Origin of the sequence: Marmoricola sp. URHB0036 (genome assembly GCF_000426045.1) — a bacterium.
Lineage (GTDB): Bacteria > Actinomycetota > Actinomycetes > Propionibacteriales > Nocardioidaceae > Marmoricola.
The window spans coordinates 107,280-124,391 of the sequence record NZ_KE384490.1; the positions used below are offsets into that span (position 1 = coordinate 107,280).

13 protein-coding genes are annotated in these 17,112 nt (G+C 69.7%); 10 read left to right on the plus strand and 3 right to left on the minus strand.

Features of this window, described 5'->3' with window-relative positions; all coding sequences use genetic code 11:
- Positions 1-141: 141 nt before the first annotated feature.
- The 4 genes from H976_RS0120765 to H976_RS0120780 all read left to right on the plus strand — a co-directional run bounded on the left by H976_RS0120765 (position 142) and on the right by H976_RS0120780 (position 3,935).
- Complete coding sequence (locus H976_RS0120765) at positions 142-1,314, plus strand: HoxN/HupN/NixA family nickel/cobalt transporter (RefSeq protein ID WP_081683093.1); 1,173 nt, start codon at positions 142-144, stop codon at positions 1,312-1,314.
- A gap of 104 nt (positions 1,315-1,418) precedes the next feature.
- A complete protein-coding gene (locus H976_RS0120770) occupies positions 1,419-3,098 on the plus strand; it encodes a formate--tetrahydrofolate ligase (RefSeq protein WP_027863089.1) in 1,680 nt (559 codons plus the stop codon).
- Positions 3,099-3,119: 21 nt separating this feature from the next.
- Positions 3,120-3,599: an SsrA-binding protein SmpB gene (gene smpB, locus H976_RS0120775; RefSeq protein ID WP_027863090.1), complete on the plus strand. Its 480-nt coding sequence runs from the start codon at positions 3,120-3,122 to the stop codon at positions 3,597-3,599.
- An 18-nt stretch (positions 3,600-3,617) separates the two neighbouring features.
- On the plus strand, positions 3,618-3,935 hold the full coding sequence (locus H976_RS0120780) for a hypothetical protein (RefSeq protein ID WP_155918600.1): 318 nt from the start codon (positions 3,618-3,620) through the stop codon (positions 3,933-3,935).
- Here the strand turns inward: H976_RS0120780 and H976_RS0120785 are convergent.
- Positions 3,932-4,888 (minus strand): YafY family protein, encoded by a 957-nt coding sequence (locus H976_RS0120785; RefSeq protein ID WP_027863092.1) that lies wholly within the window; start codon positions 4,886-4,888, stop codon positions 3,932-3,934. The two genes, H976_RS0120780 and H976_RS0120785, sit on opposite strands and share 4 nt — an antisense overlap.
- A gap of 53 nt (positions 4,889-4,941) precedes the next feature.
- On the opposite strand from H976_RS0120785, the gene H976_RS0120790 reads away from it, so the two are divergent.
- Positions 4,942-5,523 (plus strand): DUF664 domain-containing protein, encoded by a 582-nt coding sequence (locus H976_RS0120790; RefSeq protein WP_051277215.1) that lies wholly within the window; start codon positions 4,942-4,944, stop codon positions 5,521-5,523.
- Between the two features lie 100 nt (positions 5,524-5,623).
- Positions 5,624-6,655, plus strand: coding sequence for an acyl-CoA desaturase (locus tag H976_RS0120795; RefSeq protein WP_051277217.1), 1,032 nt, complete (start codon positions 5,624-5,626; stop codon positions 6,653-6,655).
- On the opposite strand, the gene H976_RS0120800 is transcribed toward H976_RS0120795, so the two are convergent.
- A complete protein-coding gene (locus H976_RS0120800; protein WP_027863095.1) occupies positions 6,638-7,516 on the minus strand; it encodes a dioxygenase in 879 nt (292 codons plus the stop codon). The genes H976_RS0120795 and H976_RS0120800 overlap by 18 nt on opposite strands.
- Positions 7,517-7,756: 240 nt before the next feature.
- Here H976_RS0120800 and H976_RS27735 point away from each other — a divergent pair, with 240 nt between their 5' ends.
- The 3 genes from H976_RS27735 to H976_RS0120815 all read left to right on the plus strand — a co-directional run bounded on the left by H976_RS27735 (position 7,757) and on the right by H976_RS0120815 (position 15,669).
- Positions 7,757-9,931 carry a DEAD/DEAH box helicase gene (locus H976_RS27735; RefSeq protein ID WP_051277219.1) on the plus strand — a complete coding sequence of 725 codons (2,175 nt, stop codon included), beginning with the start codon at positions 7,757-7,759 and terminating at the stop codon, positions 9,929-9,931.
- A gap of 195 nt (positions 9,932-10,126) precedes the next feature.
- Positions 10,127-14,773, plus strand: a complete 4,647-nt coding sequence (locus tag H976_RS31030) for a PKD domain-containing protein (protein WP_304412364.1) — start codon at positions 10,127-10,129, stop codon at positions 14,771-14,773.
- An 89-nt stretch (positions 14,774-14,862) separates the two neighbouring features.
- Positions 14,863-15,669, plus strand: coding sequence for an enoyl-CoA hydratase (locus H976_RS0120815; protein ID WP_027863096.1), 807 nt, complete (start codon positions 14,863-14,865; stop codon positions 15,667-15,669).
- Positions 15,670-15,677: 8 nt separating this feature from the next.
- Here the strand turns inward: H976_RS0120815 and H976_RS0120820 are convergent, their stop codons facing one another.
- On the minus strand, positions 15,678-16,502 hold the full coding sequence (locus tag H976_RS0120820) for a family 16 glycosylhydrolase (protein WP_036227623.1): 825 nt from the start codon (positions 16,500-16,502) through the stop codon (positions 15,678-15,680).
- Positions 16,503-16,624: 122 nt separating this feature from the next.
- On the opposite strand from H976_RS0120820, the gene H976_RS0120825 reads away from it, so the two are divergent.
- Complete coding sequence (locus tag H976_RS0120825) at positions 16,625-17,107, plus strand: DUF4234 domain-containing protein (RefSeq protein ID WP_196804171.1); 483 nt, start codon at positions 16,625-16,627, stop codon at positions 17,105-17,107.
- The last annotated feature ends 5 nt before the right edge of the window (positions 17,108-17,112 follow it).

A 17,112-nucleotide genomic window follows, 5' to 3' on the forward strand; every position in this document is an offset into this window, starting at 1 on the left:
CGAACAGTCAGCCTCGACGATAGGTGAGGGCGCCGTGGGTGTACAGGAAAACCCGGGACCGACCCCCATCCGCTGGGTCTCCTTGTTGCGAATAGTGTGCAAGTACAAATAATGTCGAGCAGAGTCGAACCAGGAGCGGCGATGACAGACCACGCGAGCGGAGCAGCAACCGCCACCGTGCCGGCCGAGCAGGTGGCTGTCGAGGTGTCCTCCCTGAGCAGGTTCTGGCGCAGCTTGGACCGTGGTGACTGGACGTCCCTCTGCGCGATGTCCGCCTTCATCGTGTTCCTGCACGTGGTCGGCTTCGGGATCCTGTTCGGCCTCGTGGTGCCCGAGCACTTCCGGATCGGCGGCGACAACCCGGTCTTCACCGCCGGGGTCGGCATCCTGGCGTACACCTTCGGTCTGCGCCACGCGTTCGACGCCGACCACATCGCCGCCGTCGACAACGCCACCCGCAAGCTGATGGCCGACAACGCCGAGGGCCTCACCAGCCGCAAGCCGCTGTCGATCGGCTTCTGGTTCTCGCTGGGCCACTCCACGATCGTGTTCGCCCTGTCCTTCCTGCTCGCGATCGGAGTGAAGGCGCTCGCCGGCCCGGTCGAGGATGACAGCTCGATGCTGCACTCGGTCACCGGCGTGGTCGGCGCCTCGGTCTCCGGGGTCTTCCTGTGGGTGCTCGGCATCCTCAACCTGATGGTGCTGCTCGGCATCATCAAGGTCGCCCGCGAGATGCGTCAGGGACGGTACGACGAGGCGGAGCTCGAACAACAGCTGAACAACCGTGGCTTCATGAACCGGTTCCTCGGGGGCCTCACCAGGTCGGTCCGCAAGTCGTGGCACATCTACCCCGTCGGCGTGCTGTTCGGGCTCGGCTTCGACACCGCCACCGAGGTGGGGCTGCTCGTGCTCGCCGGTGGTGCGGCTGCCTTCAGCCTCCCGTTCTACGCGATCCTGGTGCTCCCGATCCTGTTCGCCGCCGGCATGTGCCTGATGGACACCGTCGACGGGGTGCTGATGAACGGCGCCTACGGCTGGGCGAACGCACAGCCGGTGCGCAAGGTGTTCTACAACATCACCATCACCTCGATCTCGGTCGCCGTGGCGCTGATCATCGGCACGATCGAGCTGATCGGCGTGGTCGCCGACCAGGCCGAGATCACGTCCGGGCCGCTGCGCGCGATCGCCGACATCCCCCTCGACTACGCCGGCTACGCCATCGTCGCGCTGTTCCTCGGTTCGTGGATCGTCGCGCTCGCCGTGTGGAGGTTCGGACGCATCGAGGAGCGGTGGTCGGCGAACCTGGGTCCCTGACCCGGCGTACCTCCCACAGGTCTGGACCCGTCGCGGCCGCACCAGCCTGACCAGCCGGTGCTCGGCTACCGTGCGCAGAGGGGGATCACCAGGGAGGGTCGACAGTGCTGTCGGACATCGAAATCGCCAACGCCGCAACGCTGCGCCCGATCAGGGACATCGCCGCCGAGACCCTCGGGATCGAGGAACGGCATCTGGTGCCCTACGGCCACTACAAGGCCAAGGTCGACCTGACCCATCTCGCGTCGCTCGCGGACAGGCCGCTGGGTCGTCTGGTGCTGGTGACCGCGATGTCCCCGACCCCGCCCGGTGAGGGCAAGACGACGACCACCGTCGGTCTCACCGATGCGCTGCACGGTCTGGGACACCGCACGGTGGCGTGCCTGCGCGAGCCGTCGATGGGACCGGTGTTCGGCATGAAGGGCGGCGCGGCCGGTGGCGGCTACAGCCAGGTGGTGCCGATGACCGACATCAACCTGCACTTCACCGGCGACTTCGCGGCCATCGCCGCGGCGAACAACCTGTTGGCGGCGTTGATCGACAACCACGTGCACCACGGCAACGAGCTGGACATCGACGTCCGCAACATTTCCTGGAAGCGCGTGCTCGACATGAACGACCGCGCGCTCCGCGAGGTCACCGTGGGCCTCGGTGGGCACGCCAACGGCTTTCCCCGTCAGGACGGGTTCGACATCGTGGTCGCCTCGGAGCTGATGGCGATCTTCTGCCTCACCGAGTCCTGGGGTGACCTGAAGCGTCGCATCGGCGACATCGTGATCGGCTACACGCGCGGGACCCAGCCGGTGACCGCCCGCGACCTCGGCGCCGACGGGGCGATGGCGGTGCTGCTGCGGGACGCGCTCGCGCCCAACCTGGTGCAGACCCTCGAGGGCGCTCCGGCCTTCGTGCACGGCGGCCCGTTCGCCAACATCGCCCACGGCTGCAGCTCGGTGATGGCCACTCGCGCCGGCCTGCGGCTGGCCGACATGGTGGTCACCGAGGCCGGCTTCGGAGCCGACCTGGGGGCGGAGAAGTTCGTCGACATCAAGTGCCGCAAGTCCGGCCTGCGTCCCGACGTGGCGGTCGTGGTCGCGACGGTGCGGGCACTGAAGTACCACGGCGGAGTGGCCCTCGCCGACCTCGGCACCGAGGACCTCGGTGCGGTCGAGGCCGGGATGGTCAACCTGCGTCGGCACCTGCACAACATCCGCGAGGTGTACGGCGTGCCGTGCGTCGTCGCGGTCAACCGGTTCCCGACCGACACCGACGCCGAGGTGGCCAAGGTGGTCGAGCTCGTCGCAGCCGAGGGAGTCCGTGCCTTCCCGGCCACCCACTTCGTCGACGGCGGAGTCGGGGCGCACGACCTCGCGAAGGGCGTGCTGCAGGCGATGGACGAGCCCTCGCCGTACACCTTCTCCTTCACCTACGACGACGACCTGTCGCTGACCGCGAAGGTGGAGGCCATCGCGGCCCGGCTCTACGGCGCCGGCATCGTGACGTGGGAGGCCAAGGCGCGTCGACGGTTGCAGCGCGTCGAGCGGGACGGGTACGGCGGACTGCCGGTGTGCGTGGCCAAGACGCAGTACTCCTTCTCCACCGACCCGGCCTCCCTGGGTGCGCCCTCAGGTCACGAGCTGCACGTCCGCGAGGTCAGGCTGTCGGCCGGCGCCGGCTTCGTCGTGGTGGTGTGCGGCGACATGATGACGATGCCCGGGCTGCCGCGCGACCCGTCCGCCTCGCGCATCGACCTGGCCGACGATGGGACCATCCTCGGCCTCTCCTGACTTCTTGGCAGAATCACCGGGATGAAGAAGCCCCAGACCGATCCGGTCGTCGCGCGCAACCGCAAGGCGGCGCACGACTACCACCTCGGCGACTCCTGGGAGGCTGGGATCGTCCTCCAGGGCAGCGAGGTGAAGGCGTTGCGCGCGGGGCGGGCCTCTCTGGTGGACGGCTTCGCCGACATCGACGGCGGCGAGATCTGGCTGCACGGCGTGCACATCCCGCAGTACGAGCAGGCGACGTGGACCAACCACGCGTCGCGACGCAAGCGCAAGCTGCTGCTCCACCGCGCCGAGATCGACAAGATCGAGCGTCGGGTCAGCGAGAGCGGTTTGACGATCGTGCCGCTCAAGCTCTACTTCAAGGACGGTCGCGCCAAGGTCGAGATCGCGTTGGCCCGTGGCAAGAAGTCCTGGGACAAGCGGCACGCGCTCGCCGAGCGCCAGGCCGGTCGCGAGGCCGAGGCCGCCGTCAGTCGGCGGCTCAAGGGCATGCCGGACTGACGCAGGGGGGTGGTGTGGGTGGAGGCGCAGGATCTCGGGTTCGTCCCGCTGGTCGTCGCGGTCGTGCTCGCGTGCTGGTGGGGAAGCCTGCAGCCCACCGTGCTGCGGCGGTTCGGCGCCTACACCGTGAGCGCCGTGGTCATCGTGATCGTGGCGGCGAGTGCGGCCACGTCGATCTTCTCCGGCACCCAGTGCGGATCTGGCGAGGAGTGCGACATCGCCCCGGTCGCTGGACTGGTCTGGGGCGTCGTCTCGGCGGTCCTGCTGGTCGTGGGCTTCGCCGTCAACGAGACCCGGTTGATCGTGCGCAGGGTCCGGAGCCGTCCGGCTGACTAGTCGCTGGCTCCCGCGTCGAGCAGCCGCTGCCCCAGCTCGCGGGTCGTGTGCTGCAGCTCGACCCCGCCGAGGACCCGGAACGAGGCCGGGATGGCGGTCAGCTGCTCGGCGTACCAGTAGGGGTTGCCGGTGCTCGCCGTGAGCCGCGAGGTGTGGTCGTCGACCTCCTCGAGCCGGCCGAGGGCACGGGGGACGCAGCGCCTGGCCTCCTCGACAGGAGCATCGATGACGACCTCCACGTCGAACTCCCAGCCGACCGCGAGGTGGTCCTCGAGCAGGCCGACCGGGTCCAGCTCGCTCGGCGGAGTGAAGGTGCGGTCGAGCAGGTCCACCGACTGCACGCGGTCGACCCGGTAGGCGCGGACGGCGTCCTTGGCCGGGACCTGGCACAGGAGGTACCACCGACCGTGGCGTACGACGACCGCCCACGGCTCGACGTCGACGGTCCAGGCCGACCCGGCCTCGGAGCGGTAGTCGATCCTGGTCAGCCGGTGCTGGCCGCAGGCCTCCACCAGCGCGATCGTGGTGCCGGACTCCGGGCGGGCAGCGGCGCGGTCTGGTGCGGGCGCGGCGGTGCGACGCACCGCCTCGGCCTGCGCTGCCACCGGCTCGGGCAAGGCCCGGACGATCTTGCCCAGCGCACTGCCGACCGGGTCGGCCGGATCGCCCGCCTGGTGGTGCCCGTCGAGCACGGCCATCACCAGGCCCAGGGCCTCGGTGGCGCTGAACACCAGCGGCGGCAGCCGGAGCCCGCGGCCGACCCGGTAGCCGCCGTACGGTCCGCGGACGGAGTCGATGGGGATCTCGGCCTCGCGCAGGATGGTGACGTAGCGCCGCGCGGCCCGCTCTGAGACGCCGAGCTTGTCAGCCAGCCGCCCCGCCGTGATGCCCGGACTGCCCTGGATCAGCTCGAGCGCCTGCAGCGCGCGAGCCGTCGGGCTGATCTCGGGCACGGCGTCTCCTGATCCGGAAGTGGAACGTCCGGAACCGACACTAGCGTCGCGCCATGACTGAGAACACCGCCCCGAACCCCACATCGACCACGACCCTGGACACCCACATCGACGAGCCCTCGCTCACCCCCGACGAGGTGGAGATGCTGCTGTTCGCCCTCGCTCGCTCGCGGGCGCAGTTCGCGTGGAAGGTCGGCGGCCTCGACGCCGCTGCCCTGCGACAGCCGCACCCGCCGAGCGCGATGACGATCGGCGGCCTGGTCAAGCACATGGCCGGCGTCGAGGAACGAATGATGGCCCGGGCCATCACCGGTCGGCGCCCCGCTCCGCCCTGGGACACCATCGACCCGGGGGAGGACCCCGACTTCGAGTGGCGGACGTCGGCCGACGACTCCCCCGAGGAGCTCTACGACCTGTGGCGCACCGCCGTGGAGAGGTCGAAGGCCGCGACCGCCGCGGCCCTCGCCGACGGCGGCCTCGACCGGCCGATCGCGATCCCGTTCGGTGAGTGGACGCCGAACCTGCGCCGGATGCTGGTCGACCTGCACGACGAGTACGCCCGGCACGTCGGGCACGCCGACCTGTTCCGCGAGGCGGTCGACGGCCTCGTCGGGGAGGACCCGCCGCAGGAGTGAGGCGGGCCAAGCATTTCCTGCCCGTCCACCCAGGTGCGAGTAGGTTGGAGGCCCAGCCACTCCAGACCCCGGCGGCGCCAGCCCGACACCGGGAGCCCCTGTGGCCAGCAACTCGATCCGTCCCTCACCCGCCGCCAACGGTTACGGCGATCTCGCCCGCGAGATCAGGGCCTTGGGCCTGTTGGACCGGCGGCCCTGGTTCTACGCCGGTGTCTTCGCCGTGATCGCTGTCGTCGGCGGCCTCGTCGTCGCCGGCATGGTCATGTGGTCCCACTCCTGGGCGTTGCTGGCACTGGCACCGGTGCTGGCAGTGGTCTCCACCCAGCTGGGGTTCCTCGGCCACGACCTCGGCCACCTGCAGGTCACCCACAGCTCGCGTACCAGCCGCCGCCTCGGAGTCGTGTGCGGCAACCTCCTCGGTGGCCTGAGCTACAGCTGGTGGGTGGCCAAGCACAACCTCCACCACGCACATCCGAACGACCTCGACACCGACCCGGACGTCTACGCCGGTGCCCTGGTCTTCGATGCCGGCCAGGCCGACCAGCGGCGAGGATTCCTGGCCTGGCTGACGCGTCATCAGGCCGGCCTGTTCTTCCCGATGCTGCTGGGAGAAGCCTTCAACCTGCACGTCTCCAGCGTCCGCCAGCTGTTCAAGCCCGGTCTGCGTGGCCGGTCCAGCGAGTCGGTGCTGCTGGCCGGGCACTTCCTGGCGTACGCCGCCCTGCTGGCCACCACGCTCACCTGGGTCCAGGTGCTCGCGTTCATCGGTGTGCACAAGGGCCTGCAGGGGATCTACCTCGGGATGTCCTTCGCCCCGGGCCACAAGGGGATGCCGGTGATGGACGCCGAGCAGGCCGTCGACCCTCTGCTCCGGCAGGTCCTGACCTCCCGCAACATCCGGGGAAGCCGGTTCATCGACACCGCGATCGGCGGTCTGAACTACCAGATCGAGCACCATCTGTTCCCGAACATGCCACGTCCCAACCTGCGCCTGGCCCAGCCGGTCGTCCGTGACTTCTGCGAGCGACGAGGGGTCGGCTACACCGAGGCGGCGCCGTTCGCGGCGTACGCCATCGGGCTGCGGCACCTGCACCGGGTGGGAAGCGGGCTGCGATCAGCCGCCCGTGGGTGACCTGTCCTCGGCCAGGGTGATGTCGAAGTCGATGACCTGGAACGGGTTGGGCAGGCCCAGGCTCGTCGCGGTCTCCTCGTCGTCCTCCTGCCTGACCGGGCGCACCAGGCTCTGCTTCACCCCGAACACGGTGTCGTCCTCGAGGTAGGGGCTGCCCTCCACGAACAGGTGGGTGGTGACCGGGTTGTGCCCGGCCGCGCCGGCGATGAAGTGGATGTGCGCCGGCCGGTAGGGGTGCCGTCCCGTCGCACGCAGCAGCGCGCCGACGGGACCGTCGTCGGGGATCGGGTAGTGGAGCGGCACGATCGTCCGGAACCAGAACCGGCCGACCTCGTCGCAGGTGAACAGCCCACGCAGGTCGGGCGCCAGGTCATCCTTCTGCACGTCGTAGAAGCCCTGGTCGTCGGCCTGCCAGACGTCGACCAGCGCGCCGGCGACGGGTCGGCCGTCGAGGTCGAGGACCCGGCCGCGGACCAGGCACCGGGGCGCCTCGTGGGCCTCGGCCAGGTCATCGCCGAGTGCACGGGCCGGCGACTCGACGACGTGGAACGGGCCGAGCACGGTGGACTCCGTCGCGCCGACCGGTCGGCGGTTGTTGATCGCGTCGACCAGCATCGAGACGCCCATGACGTCGGAGAGCAGGATGAACTCCTGACGCCGGTCGTCGGAGAGGTGGCCGACCGCGGTCAGGAACCCGATCGCGGCCTCCCACTCGCCCTGGGTGGGCTCCACGTCGCGGACGAAGGCGTGCAGGTGCCGGGTGAAGGACTGCATCACCTCGCGCAGGCGCGCGTCGGGTGTTTCGGCGAAGCTCTCGACGACGGCGTCGGTAGCGGTGGCCTCGGAGAAGTCGCTTCCCATGGGAACTCCTGACGGGTCGGAGCCGGACAGAAACCCGGATCGCGCTAGTATTGGCCACGGCACCGCAGCGTGGATGGGCCATCGGGCCCGAAGCGTCGACCTCTCTCAGGTCCGCGGGCCGCGTCGCGGAGCAGCCGCATCCAGGCCCGTTCCGTACGACGCCCGGTCGCGCCGGCCATGGGTGCGAGCGGATGTGGTCCGGTGTGCGTAGGTGCCCCGGATACTCCGGAGGAGGAGTGAGTGGCTCGTCAGAGCAGACGTCAACCGCGGGGTCGCCGTACGCCGCAACGGGACCAGCAGGGTGCCCGGGCACGCGACAACGAGGGGATCATCCCGGTCCTCGCCCGCAAGGTGCGCGAGATCGAGACCAGGGTCGAGCGCGGCACGATGCGAGTCTCCGACCGCACCATGTTCCAGGTGGTGGCGCTGCTCGTGCGCGATGAACGCGCCCGCATCAAGGCCGACAAGGACAGCACCGAGGCCCAGCGCGACGGACAGCTCAAGCGGCTCGACGGCATCGCGACGATCCTGGCCAAGACCGCCGCGCGCAACCCCTCCCTCTTCGAGCTGCTCGGTGAGGACGCCGTCGTCTCCGACGCCGCCAAGGCGCTGAAGCGCGAGATGCTCGAGGCCGGTGGTGTCGAGGCCGAGGTCGAGGAGCCGGCCCCCGAGACGACCTCCGACCGCCCCGCCGAACGACGCGTGGTGCCCCAGTCCGTGATCTCCCGCCAGCTGGCGAACCCGTTCCTCGCCCCCGACTTCTCCAACGCGGCGCCGCGCAACGTGCAGCCGCGAGCGCTCGCCACCTGGGAGCTCCTCGGCCCGCTGTTCCGTGCGTTCGAGGAGCCCTCGGCCGGGGCCACCTCGTGCATGCCGCTCCCCGAGCCGACCTCGCTGTGGGCGCCGGGCGGCCAGGAGCTGATGCACCACCAGGCGCAGGTCGTCGCCGCCGCGAAGGCCGGCCACCGCACCTTCCTGCTGGCCGACGAGCCCGGCCTCGGCAAGACAGCCCAGGCCCTGCTGGCTGCACAGGCTGCCAACGCCTACCCGCTGCTGGCCGTCGTACCCAACGTCGTCAAGGCCAACTGGGCCCACGAGGCCGAGCTCTGGACACCCCGTCGCAAGGCGACCGTCATCCACGGCGACGGCGACAACGTCGACGGCTTCGCCGACATCGTGGTCGTCAACTACGAGGTGCTGGACCGCCACGTCGGCTGGCTGGGCGACCTCGGCTTCCGCGGCATGGTCGTGGACGAGGCGCACTTCATCAAGAACAAGTCCTCGCAGCGCTCCCAGCACGTGCTCGAGCTCTCGGAGCGGATCCGCGCCCGGATGGGCCGCCCGCTCCTGATGGCGCTGACCGGCACCCCGCTGATCAACGACATCGAGGACTTCCGCGCGATCTGGCAGTTCCTCGGCTGGATCGACGAGAAGAAACCGCGTGCCGAGCTGATGCTGGCGCTCGAGGAGAACGGGCTGACTCCGGCCGACCGCGGGTTCTACGCCGCGGCACGCACCGCCGTCATCGACATGGGCATCGTGCGTCGCCGCAAGGTCGACGTGGCCGCCGACATCCCGGCCCGTCGGGTCGCGGACCTGCCGGTCGAGCTCGACGACGAGGTCGGCCGCTCCATCCGCGAGGCCGAGCGCGAGCTCGCGCGTCGCCTCGTACGCCGCTACGACAGTGCCCTGGCCACCCGCACCTCGGGCGTGGTCGTCGAGGGCATCGACCACGAGCTGGTCCGCCGGGTGGCGTCGTGGGAGCGCGAGGACAGCGACGCCGGCTCGGGCGAGAACGTGTTCAACATGATGCGGCGCATCGGCCAGGCCAAGGCCGGGCTTGCTGCCGACTACACCGCCCAGCTCGCCCGCAGCGTCGGCAAGGTCGTCTTCTTCGCCAAGCACATCGACGTGATGGACACCGCCGAGGCGACCTTCGAGAAGCGTGGGCTCCGCTACTCCTCGATCCGCGGCGACCAGACCCCGAACGCCCGCAAGAAGAACATCGAGGCCTTCGTCAACGACCCCGACGTCGCGGTCATCGTCTGCTCGCTGAGCGCGGCCGGCGTGGGCATCAACCTCCAGGTGGCCTCCAACATGGTGCTGGCCGAGCTCTCGTGGACCGACGCCGAGCAGACCCAGGCCATCGACCGGATCCACCGGATCGGCCAGGACGAGCCGGTCACGGCCTGGCGCGTGATCGCGGCGCAGACCATCGACACCCGCATCGCCGAGCTGATCGACAGCAAGGCCGGGCTCGCGGCTCGGGCGCTCGACGGCTCCGACGAAGAGGTCTCGTCCTCGGCCGACGTGCAGCTCGAGGCGCTGGTGACGTTGCTGACCGATGCGCTCACCGAGCGCGAGGAAGCTGCTGCCGAGGAGGCCGCGGAGATCGCGCCGATCGAAGAGATCTAGGCGCGGCCAGGCGCTCATACCACCTAAATCGGACCTATCGGGTGAAAGTCTGTGGGTGGTTGATCGGTGGACCAGACCGGTTCTGTCCGGTTCTGGGCGATCCCCGGAAGCGGGGGGAGGATATGCGAACGCGCCGCCGGGAGCGCGGTGTCGCGTTTGCCTACGGGGGTCATCCGAGTGCGCAAGTACTTCTCCATGTTGCTGTTCGTCGTTCTGGTGGCGACGGGTGTCTCGACCCTGACGCCAGCCGCCCAGGCGGCCGACACCGGCAACACCGCCCCCCAGACGGGCAAGATCGTCAGCGACGAGCCGAGCGCCCTCACGCCGGACATCCTCGACGGCTCGACGTACTCGATCACCAAGGTCGGCAACCAGATCATCGTCGGCGGTCAGTTCACCCAGGTGCAGAACGCCAACACCTCCACGACCCTGACCCGGGTCGGCGTGCTCGCCTTCAACGCCACCACCGGCCAGGTCTCCACGACCTTCGCCCCCAACCCGCTCGGCACCGTCTACAAGGTGCTGCCGGCCGCGGACGGCCAGTCCGTCTACGTCGCCGGCTCGTTCACCTCGGCCGGCGGGCAGTCGATGCCGGGCCGCATCTTCAAGATCAACGTCACCACCGGAGTCATCGACCCGACGTTCGTGGCGCCGACCATCAGCGGCGACATCCGCGACCTCGAGCTGGTCGGCACCCACCTGTTCGTCGCCGGCAAGATGACGCACTTCGCCGGCATCGCCCAGAAGGGTCTCGGCGCGCTGAACGCCGACACCGGCAAGCGTGACCCCTACTTCAACGCCGTCATCGACGGGCTCCACCGTCCCGAGATCGCCGGCGCCGTCACCGACGTGCTGCAGATCTCGGTCAACAAGCAGAACACCCAGCTGATGGCGGTCGGCAACTTCACCACCGTCGACGGCCAGGCGCGGTCCCAGATCGCCAAGTTCAACATCGCCAACTTCGCGAGCGCCCCTGCCGACCCCAACGCCCACCAGACGCTTTCGACGTGGTCGACCAACCAGTTCACCGCGGGCTGCTCCTCGAAGTTCGACACCTACATGACCGATGTCGAGTACTCCCCGGACGGCAGCTACTTCATCGTCTCCACCACCGGCGCCTGGGGCGGCACGCAGAGCAACAGCGGCACCATCGGCTGTGACGGCGTGTTCCGCTTCGAGTCCTCGGGCACTGCTGCTGCCACGCCGGTGACCTGGTCGGCGTACACCGGCGGCGACACGACCTGGACCGTCGAGGTCACCGACAACGTCGTCTACACCGGCGGCCACATGCGCTGGCAGAACAACCCGTCGGCCGGAGACACCGCCGGTCAGGGTGCGGTCAGCCGTGAGGGCATCGCCGCGCTGAACCCGGTCAACGGCATGCCGTACTCCTGGAACCCGACTCGCGCCCGCGGCGTCGGTGTCCAGGACCTGCTCGCCACGAGCGACGGCCTGTACGTCGGATCCGACACCGAGCTGCTCGGGCACACGACCGGTAACACCTACCACGCCCGCATCGCCTTCCTGCCCCTCGCGGGTGGCGGCAAGCTGCAGCCGCTGCAGTCCAACACGCTCCCGGCTGACGTCTACAAGGTCGCGACCGCAGCCACCCAGCTGCAGAAGCGCACCTTCACCGGCACCACCGCCGGCACGGCCGCCAACGTCAACAACGGCCCGGGCTGGAGCACCAGCGTCGGTGCGTTCATGGTCAACGGCGTGCTCTACAAGCTGAGCACCGACGGTTCGATGACCAAGCAGACCTTCGACGGCACCAACTACGGCGCCGCCACCGCGGTCAACACCTCGGACGCCCTGGTGGCCCAGACCGACTGGCACACCGACGTGAAGACGATCACCAGCATCTTCTACTCGGGCGGCTTCATCTACTACACGAAGTCCGGGACCACGACCGCCAACAACGTGCTCTACCGTCGGGCCTTCGAGATCGAGGACGGCGTGGTCGGCCAGCAGCGCTTCACCACCGCCACCAGCGGCACCGGCGGCATCGACTACCGCAACGTCCGCGGCGCCTTCGTCGCTGGCGGCAAGCTCTTCTTCGCCAGCTCCTCGGGCAACCTGTGGCAGGCCACCTGGAGCCAGCCCAACCACGGCGCCGTCAACGGCACCGCTGCCGTCATCAGTGCCGCCGGCACCGGCTGGTCCTCGCGGGCCCTGTTCCCGATGCAGGTCAGCCCGGCCGCGGTGAACGACCCGCCGGTCGCCAACGCCTCCATCTCCTGCAACCAGCTCGTGTGCTCCTACGACGCCAGCGGGTCGACCGACCCCGAGGGTGGCGCGCTGACCTATGACTGGGACTTCGGCGACGGCACCGCTCACGGCACCGGCGCCACCGCGACGCACACCTACGCCTCCGCCGGTGACCGCCCGGTGACGCTGGTCGTGACCGACAACAAGGGTGCGACCAACGCGGTCACCCGGACGGCCACCGTGACCAGCTACGCCGACTCGATCAGCTTCGTGAACTCGGCCAACAACAACGGCAACCGCTCCAACCACACGATCACGGTGCCCACCGGCACCAAGGTCGGGGACACCCTGGTGCTGTTCTTCAGCGCCAACTCGACGACGCCCGTCTTCACCGGTCCTGCAGGCTGGACCCAGGCGGACAGCGAGAGCGCCGGCACCCAGATGGGCAAGGTCTACACGAAGACGGCCACCGCCTCCGACCTGGCCGGCACCGCCGTCACGGTCGTGACCACCAGCGCCGCCGATGGCACCCCCGTGCTCGTCAAGGACGACATGACGCTCGCCGTCTACCGTGGCATCGGTTCGCCGGCGGTCGCCGCGGTCGAGGGCACCAGCCAGACCGTCTCGACGGTCGTGCACCAGACCCCGACGGTCACGGCGCCCAACGGCACCGGCTGGCTGCTGAGCTACTGGTCCGACAAGGGCTCCACCACGACGGGATGGACCGGTCCGACCGGACAGACCCAGCGCTCCGAGGGCACGGCGTCCGGGACCGGTCACGTCTCCTCGCTGCTCACCGACAGCAACCGCCGGGTCAGCAGTGGCGTCCAGGGCGGCCTGAACGCCACGGCGGACCCGAGCAGCAAGAACTCCGGGCTGACCTTCAGCGTGCTGCTCAGCGGCCAGGGTGCTCCGGCTCCCAACCAGAACCCCGTGGCCCACGCCGCGCTGGTGGGCTGCACCGACCTGACCTGCTCCTTCGACGGTGGCTCGTCGACCGACCCGGAGAGCGCCACGCTGACCTACGACTGGAACTGGGGTGACGGCACCACCCACGGCACCACCGCCACGGCGTCGCACGCCTTCGGGTCCAGCGGCACCAAGACCGTCACGCTGACCGTCACCGACCCGCAGAACGCGACCGGCACCGACACAGTGACCGCAGCGCCCACCGACCCAATCGTCAACACGGCTCCGACGGCGCACATCACCAGCACCGGCTGCACGGACCTGTCCTGCTCCCCGGACGGTTCGAGCTCCAGCGACCCCGACAGCGACACGCTGACCTACGACTGGAACTGGGGCGACAACAGCGCGCACAGCACCACCGCCAACCCCACCCACGTCTACGGCTCCGCCGGTGCGAAGACGGTCACGTTGACCGTCAACGACGGCCACGGGCACACCGCGACCGACACGGCGACGCTGAACCCGACCGACCCGCCCAATACGGCTCCGACCGCACACATCACCGGGGTCAGCTGCACCAACCTGACCTGCTCGTTCACCGGGTCGACCTCGAGTGACCCGGAGAACGACACGCTGAGCTACAGCTGGGACTTCGGCGACAGCACGCCGCTGTCGACGAAGACCAACCCCTCACACACCTACGCCGCCTCGGGGGCCCAGACGGTGACGTTGACGGTCAGCGACGGCCACGGGCACACCGCCACCGACACGGCGACGGCGAACCCGACCGACCCGCCCAACACGGCTCCGACCGCGCACATCACCGGGGTCAGCTGCACCGACCTGACCTGCTCGTTCACCGGGTCGACCTCGAGTGACCCGGAGAACGACACGCTGAGCTACAGCTGGGACTTCGGCGACAGCACGCCGCTGTCGACGGAGACCAACCCGTCACACACCTACGCCGCCTCGGGGGCCCAGACGGTGACGTTGACGGTCAGCGACGGCCACGGGCACACCGCGACCGACACCCAGACGGCGAACCCGACCGACCCCGGCGTCGACCCGGTCAGCAACGTCGCGTTCATCGGTGCGGCGTCGACCGCCGGCAACCGCACCCTGGCCACGGTCACGCTGCCGAGCGGGGTGCACGTCGGAGACACCATGGTGCTGTTCTTCGGCGCCGCCAGCATCACGCCGACCTACACCGGTCCGAGCGGCTGGACCGAGATCGAGAACAAGAACGGCTCCAGCGCGATGGCCCTGCGGGCCTACACGAAGACGGCGACCGCTGCCGACACCGCCGCCAACGTCAAGGTGACCGTGACGGCCTCGGCGATCGCCAAGTCCGACGTCACCGTCGCCGTCTACCGCAACACCGACGGCACCACACCGATCGCGGTGTCCGCCTCCAAGATCGACAACGCAGCCGGCGCCGCCCACACCAGCCCGGCCGTCACCTCGAGCGGGAGCACGAACTGGCTGCTGACCTACTGGGCCGACCGGTCGAACACCTCGACCACGATCGCTGCGCCCACCGGTCCCAACGCGCCGACCGTCCGTGCGCAGGGTCTGCCCTCGGACACCGGCAGTGCCCACGCCGTCGGACTGTTCGCCGACAGCAACGGTCCGGTCGCCGCCGGTGCCCAGGGCCAGCTGACCGCGACCGCCAACGGGGACAGCTCCCGCGGCGCGAGCGTGAGCATCCTGCTGAAGAGCAACTGACACACGTCCTGTAGGACGACGAGAGCCCGGGTCTCACGGCCCGGGCCCTCGCCGTTCCGGGGCAAGCTCGCGACCGCCATACTCGGCGCATGGATCACGTGTTCGTCGACCGGCCGGTAGCCGGCGTCGCCCAGGTCACCTTGAACCTGCCCGAGCGGATGAACTCGATGTCGTTCGACGTGATGGTCCCGTTACGTGCACGACTGCGCGAGCTGTCCGACGACAACGACGTGCGCGCCGTCGTGCTCACCGGGGCCGGCCGCGGCTTCTGCTCCGGTGCCGACCAGAGCGGTGAGCGCGGTCGGATGCCGAACACCTCGGGGCTCACGCAGGCGACGGTGGCGCTGCGCGCGATGGAGATCCTCGACGAGGTCGTGCTGGCCCTGCGCGGCCTGCACCAGCCGGTGATCGCAGCGGTCAACGGTGCGGCGATCGGAGGCGGGTTGTGCCTCGCCCTGGCCTGTGACATCCGGCTCGCCGCGGAGGGAGCCTTCTTCCGCGCCGCCGGCATCAACAACGGGCTGACCGCGAGCGAGCTCGGGCTCAGCTACCTGCTGCCTCGGGCGATCGGGTCCTCGCGCGCGTTCGAGATCATGCTCACCGGGCGCGACGTCGATGCCGCCGAGGCCGAGCGCATAGGCCTCGTCTCGCGCGTGGTCACGGCCGACGAGCTGCTGCCGGCGGCGATCGAGGTCGGCACCCGGATCGCGGGCTGGAGTCGGCCTGGTGTGGAGCTGACCAAGCGCACGTTGTGGTCAGGCCTCGACGCCGGCAGCCTGTCGCAGCACATGAACGCGGAGGGCCTCGGCCAGCTCTACGTCCGGCTGCTCACCGACAACTTCGACGAGGCGGTGGCGGCCCGCCACGACGGTCGCGCCCCGGTCTTCAGGGACTGACCCGCCGATCAGCAGGCGGGGGCGTAGGTCGACTGGGTGAGCGCCGGTGCCTCGATCGACTGCGCGTTCGCGCGGTCGAGGGTGTAGTAGCGCATCCAGTCCATCTGCATCCGGCCGCGGTTCATCTTGGCCCCGGCCACGCCCTGCACCCGGAAGCGCGGCATCAGGGCGACGCCCTCGAGCGCCGCGGGTCGCCGCTCGGTGCGGATCACCTTGGTGTCGACGAACCAGGAGACGTGGTCGGGGGTGACCTCCACGGCGAAGGTGTGGAACTCGTTGTCGTTGAGGTACATCCACCGGCTCGTGGTGAAGTCGGTGTTCGGCAGGTTGCGCACGTGCATCTCGGCGGTGTTGGTGCCCAGCGTGTACTGGCTCAGCACGAGGTTGCCGGCGCCGCAGTGGTAGGGCTGGCTGCTCGGCACCAGCTCCCAGTACAGCGTGTACGGCCGGCCCCCCGACCCGTACTGCCGTCCGCGGACGCGGGCCTCCCAGCGGCCGTAGGTGCGGTTGTGCCCGCTGTACGTCGCGTACACGGTCGCGCCCGTGCTGGCGGTGTCGAGGGTGAGCATCCCGTGCTGGTTGCGTACCAGGCCCGGACGGTTCACCTTCCAGGTCGAGGACAGCGGGTTCACGAACTCGTCGCCCCACTGCTTGTTGCCCCAGCGGAAGATCTTGCCGGCGTTGGTGGGGTTCGGAGGCACCCAGGCCGAGGCGAGCTGCGGGTCGGCGGAAGGGGCCGCGACCGGCGCCGGAGCGGCCTGCAAGGTCGTCAGGACCGCCAGCCCGGCAAGGCCGGCCAGCACCGAGAAACGGACGAATCGGACACGAGGCATGGCTCCACGGTAGGGACTGCCGTGCTGCCGCGTCCGGCAAACCACAGAACTCGGCAGGCGCTGGCGCCTAGGGTGACGATCGACCGGCGATCTCGCGCCGGCCCCGTCCCAGGAGGAGAGCCATGTCGGAGACCAGTGATCCGGGACAGCAGGTCCCGCCGACCGCACCCCCGCCGGCCACCGTCGCACCCGGGTACGGCCAGATGATGCCGCCGCCGCCGCCGGGGCAGCTGGCGATGACCGGACCGGTCGGTCAGGTGCGCAGCACCGGCACCTGCGTGCTGCTCACGATCGTCACGCTCGGCTTCTACACGTGGTACTGGTACTACAAGACGCACGACGAGATGAAGCGTCACTCCGGCCAGGGCATCGGCGGCGGCGTGGCGCTGATCCTCGCGATCTTCATCGGCATCGTGATGCCCTTCCTGAACTCCAACGAGGTGGGCGACCTCTACGAACGGCGCGGTCAGGCACGCCCGGTGAGCGCGATCACCGGGCTGTGGGCGCTGCTCCTGGGGTGGTTCTTCTTCGTCGGGCTGATCGTGTGGTTCGTGAAGACGAACGGCGCGCTCAACGCCTACTGGCGTTCGCTCGGCGCCAGCTGAACCAC

Excerpts from the sequence above, each read along its gene's own strand:
- H976_RS0120765 (WP_081683093.1), top strand. The coding sequence starts at position 142 with ATGACAGACCACGCGAGCGGAGCAGCAACCGCCACCGTGCCGGCCGAG.
- smpB (WP_027863090.1), top strand. The coding sequence starts at position 3,120 with ATGAAGAAGCCCCAGACCGATCCGGTCGTCGCGCGCAACCGCAAGGCG.
- H976_RS0120790 (WP_051277215.1), top strand. The coding sequence starts at position 4,942 with ATGACTGAGAACACCGCCCCGAACCCCACATCGACCACGACCCTGGAC.
- H976_RS0120800 (WP_027863095.1), bottom strand. The coding sequence starts at position 7,516 with ATGGGAAGCGACTTCTCCGAGGCCACCGCTACCGACGCCGTCGTCGAG.
- H976_RS31030 (WP_304412364.1), top strand. The coding sequence starts at position 10,127 with ATGTTGCTGTTCGTCGTTCTGGTGGCGACGGGTGTCTCGACCCTGACG.
- H976_RS0120815 (WP_027863096.1), top strand. The coding sequence starts at position 14,863 with ATGGATCACGTGTTCGTCGACCGGCCGGTAGCCGGCGTCGCCCAGGTC.
- H976_RS0120820 (WP_036227623.1), bottom strand. The coding sequence starts at position 16,502 with ATGCCTCGTGTCCGATTCGTCCGTTTCTCGGTGCTGGCCGGCCTTGCC.
- H976_RS0120825 (WP_196804171.1), top strand. The coding sequence starts at position 16,625 with ATGTCGGAGACCAGTGATCCGGGACAGCAGGTCCCGCCGACCGCACCC.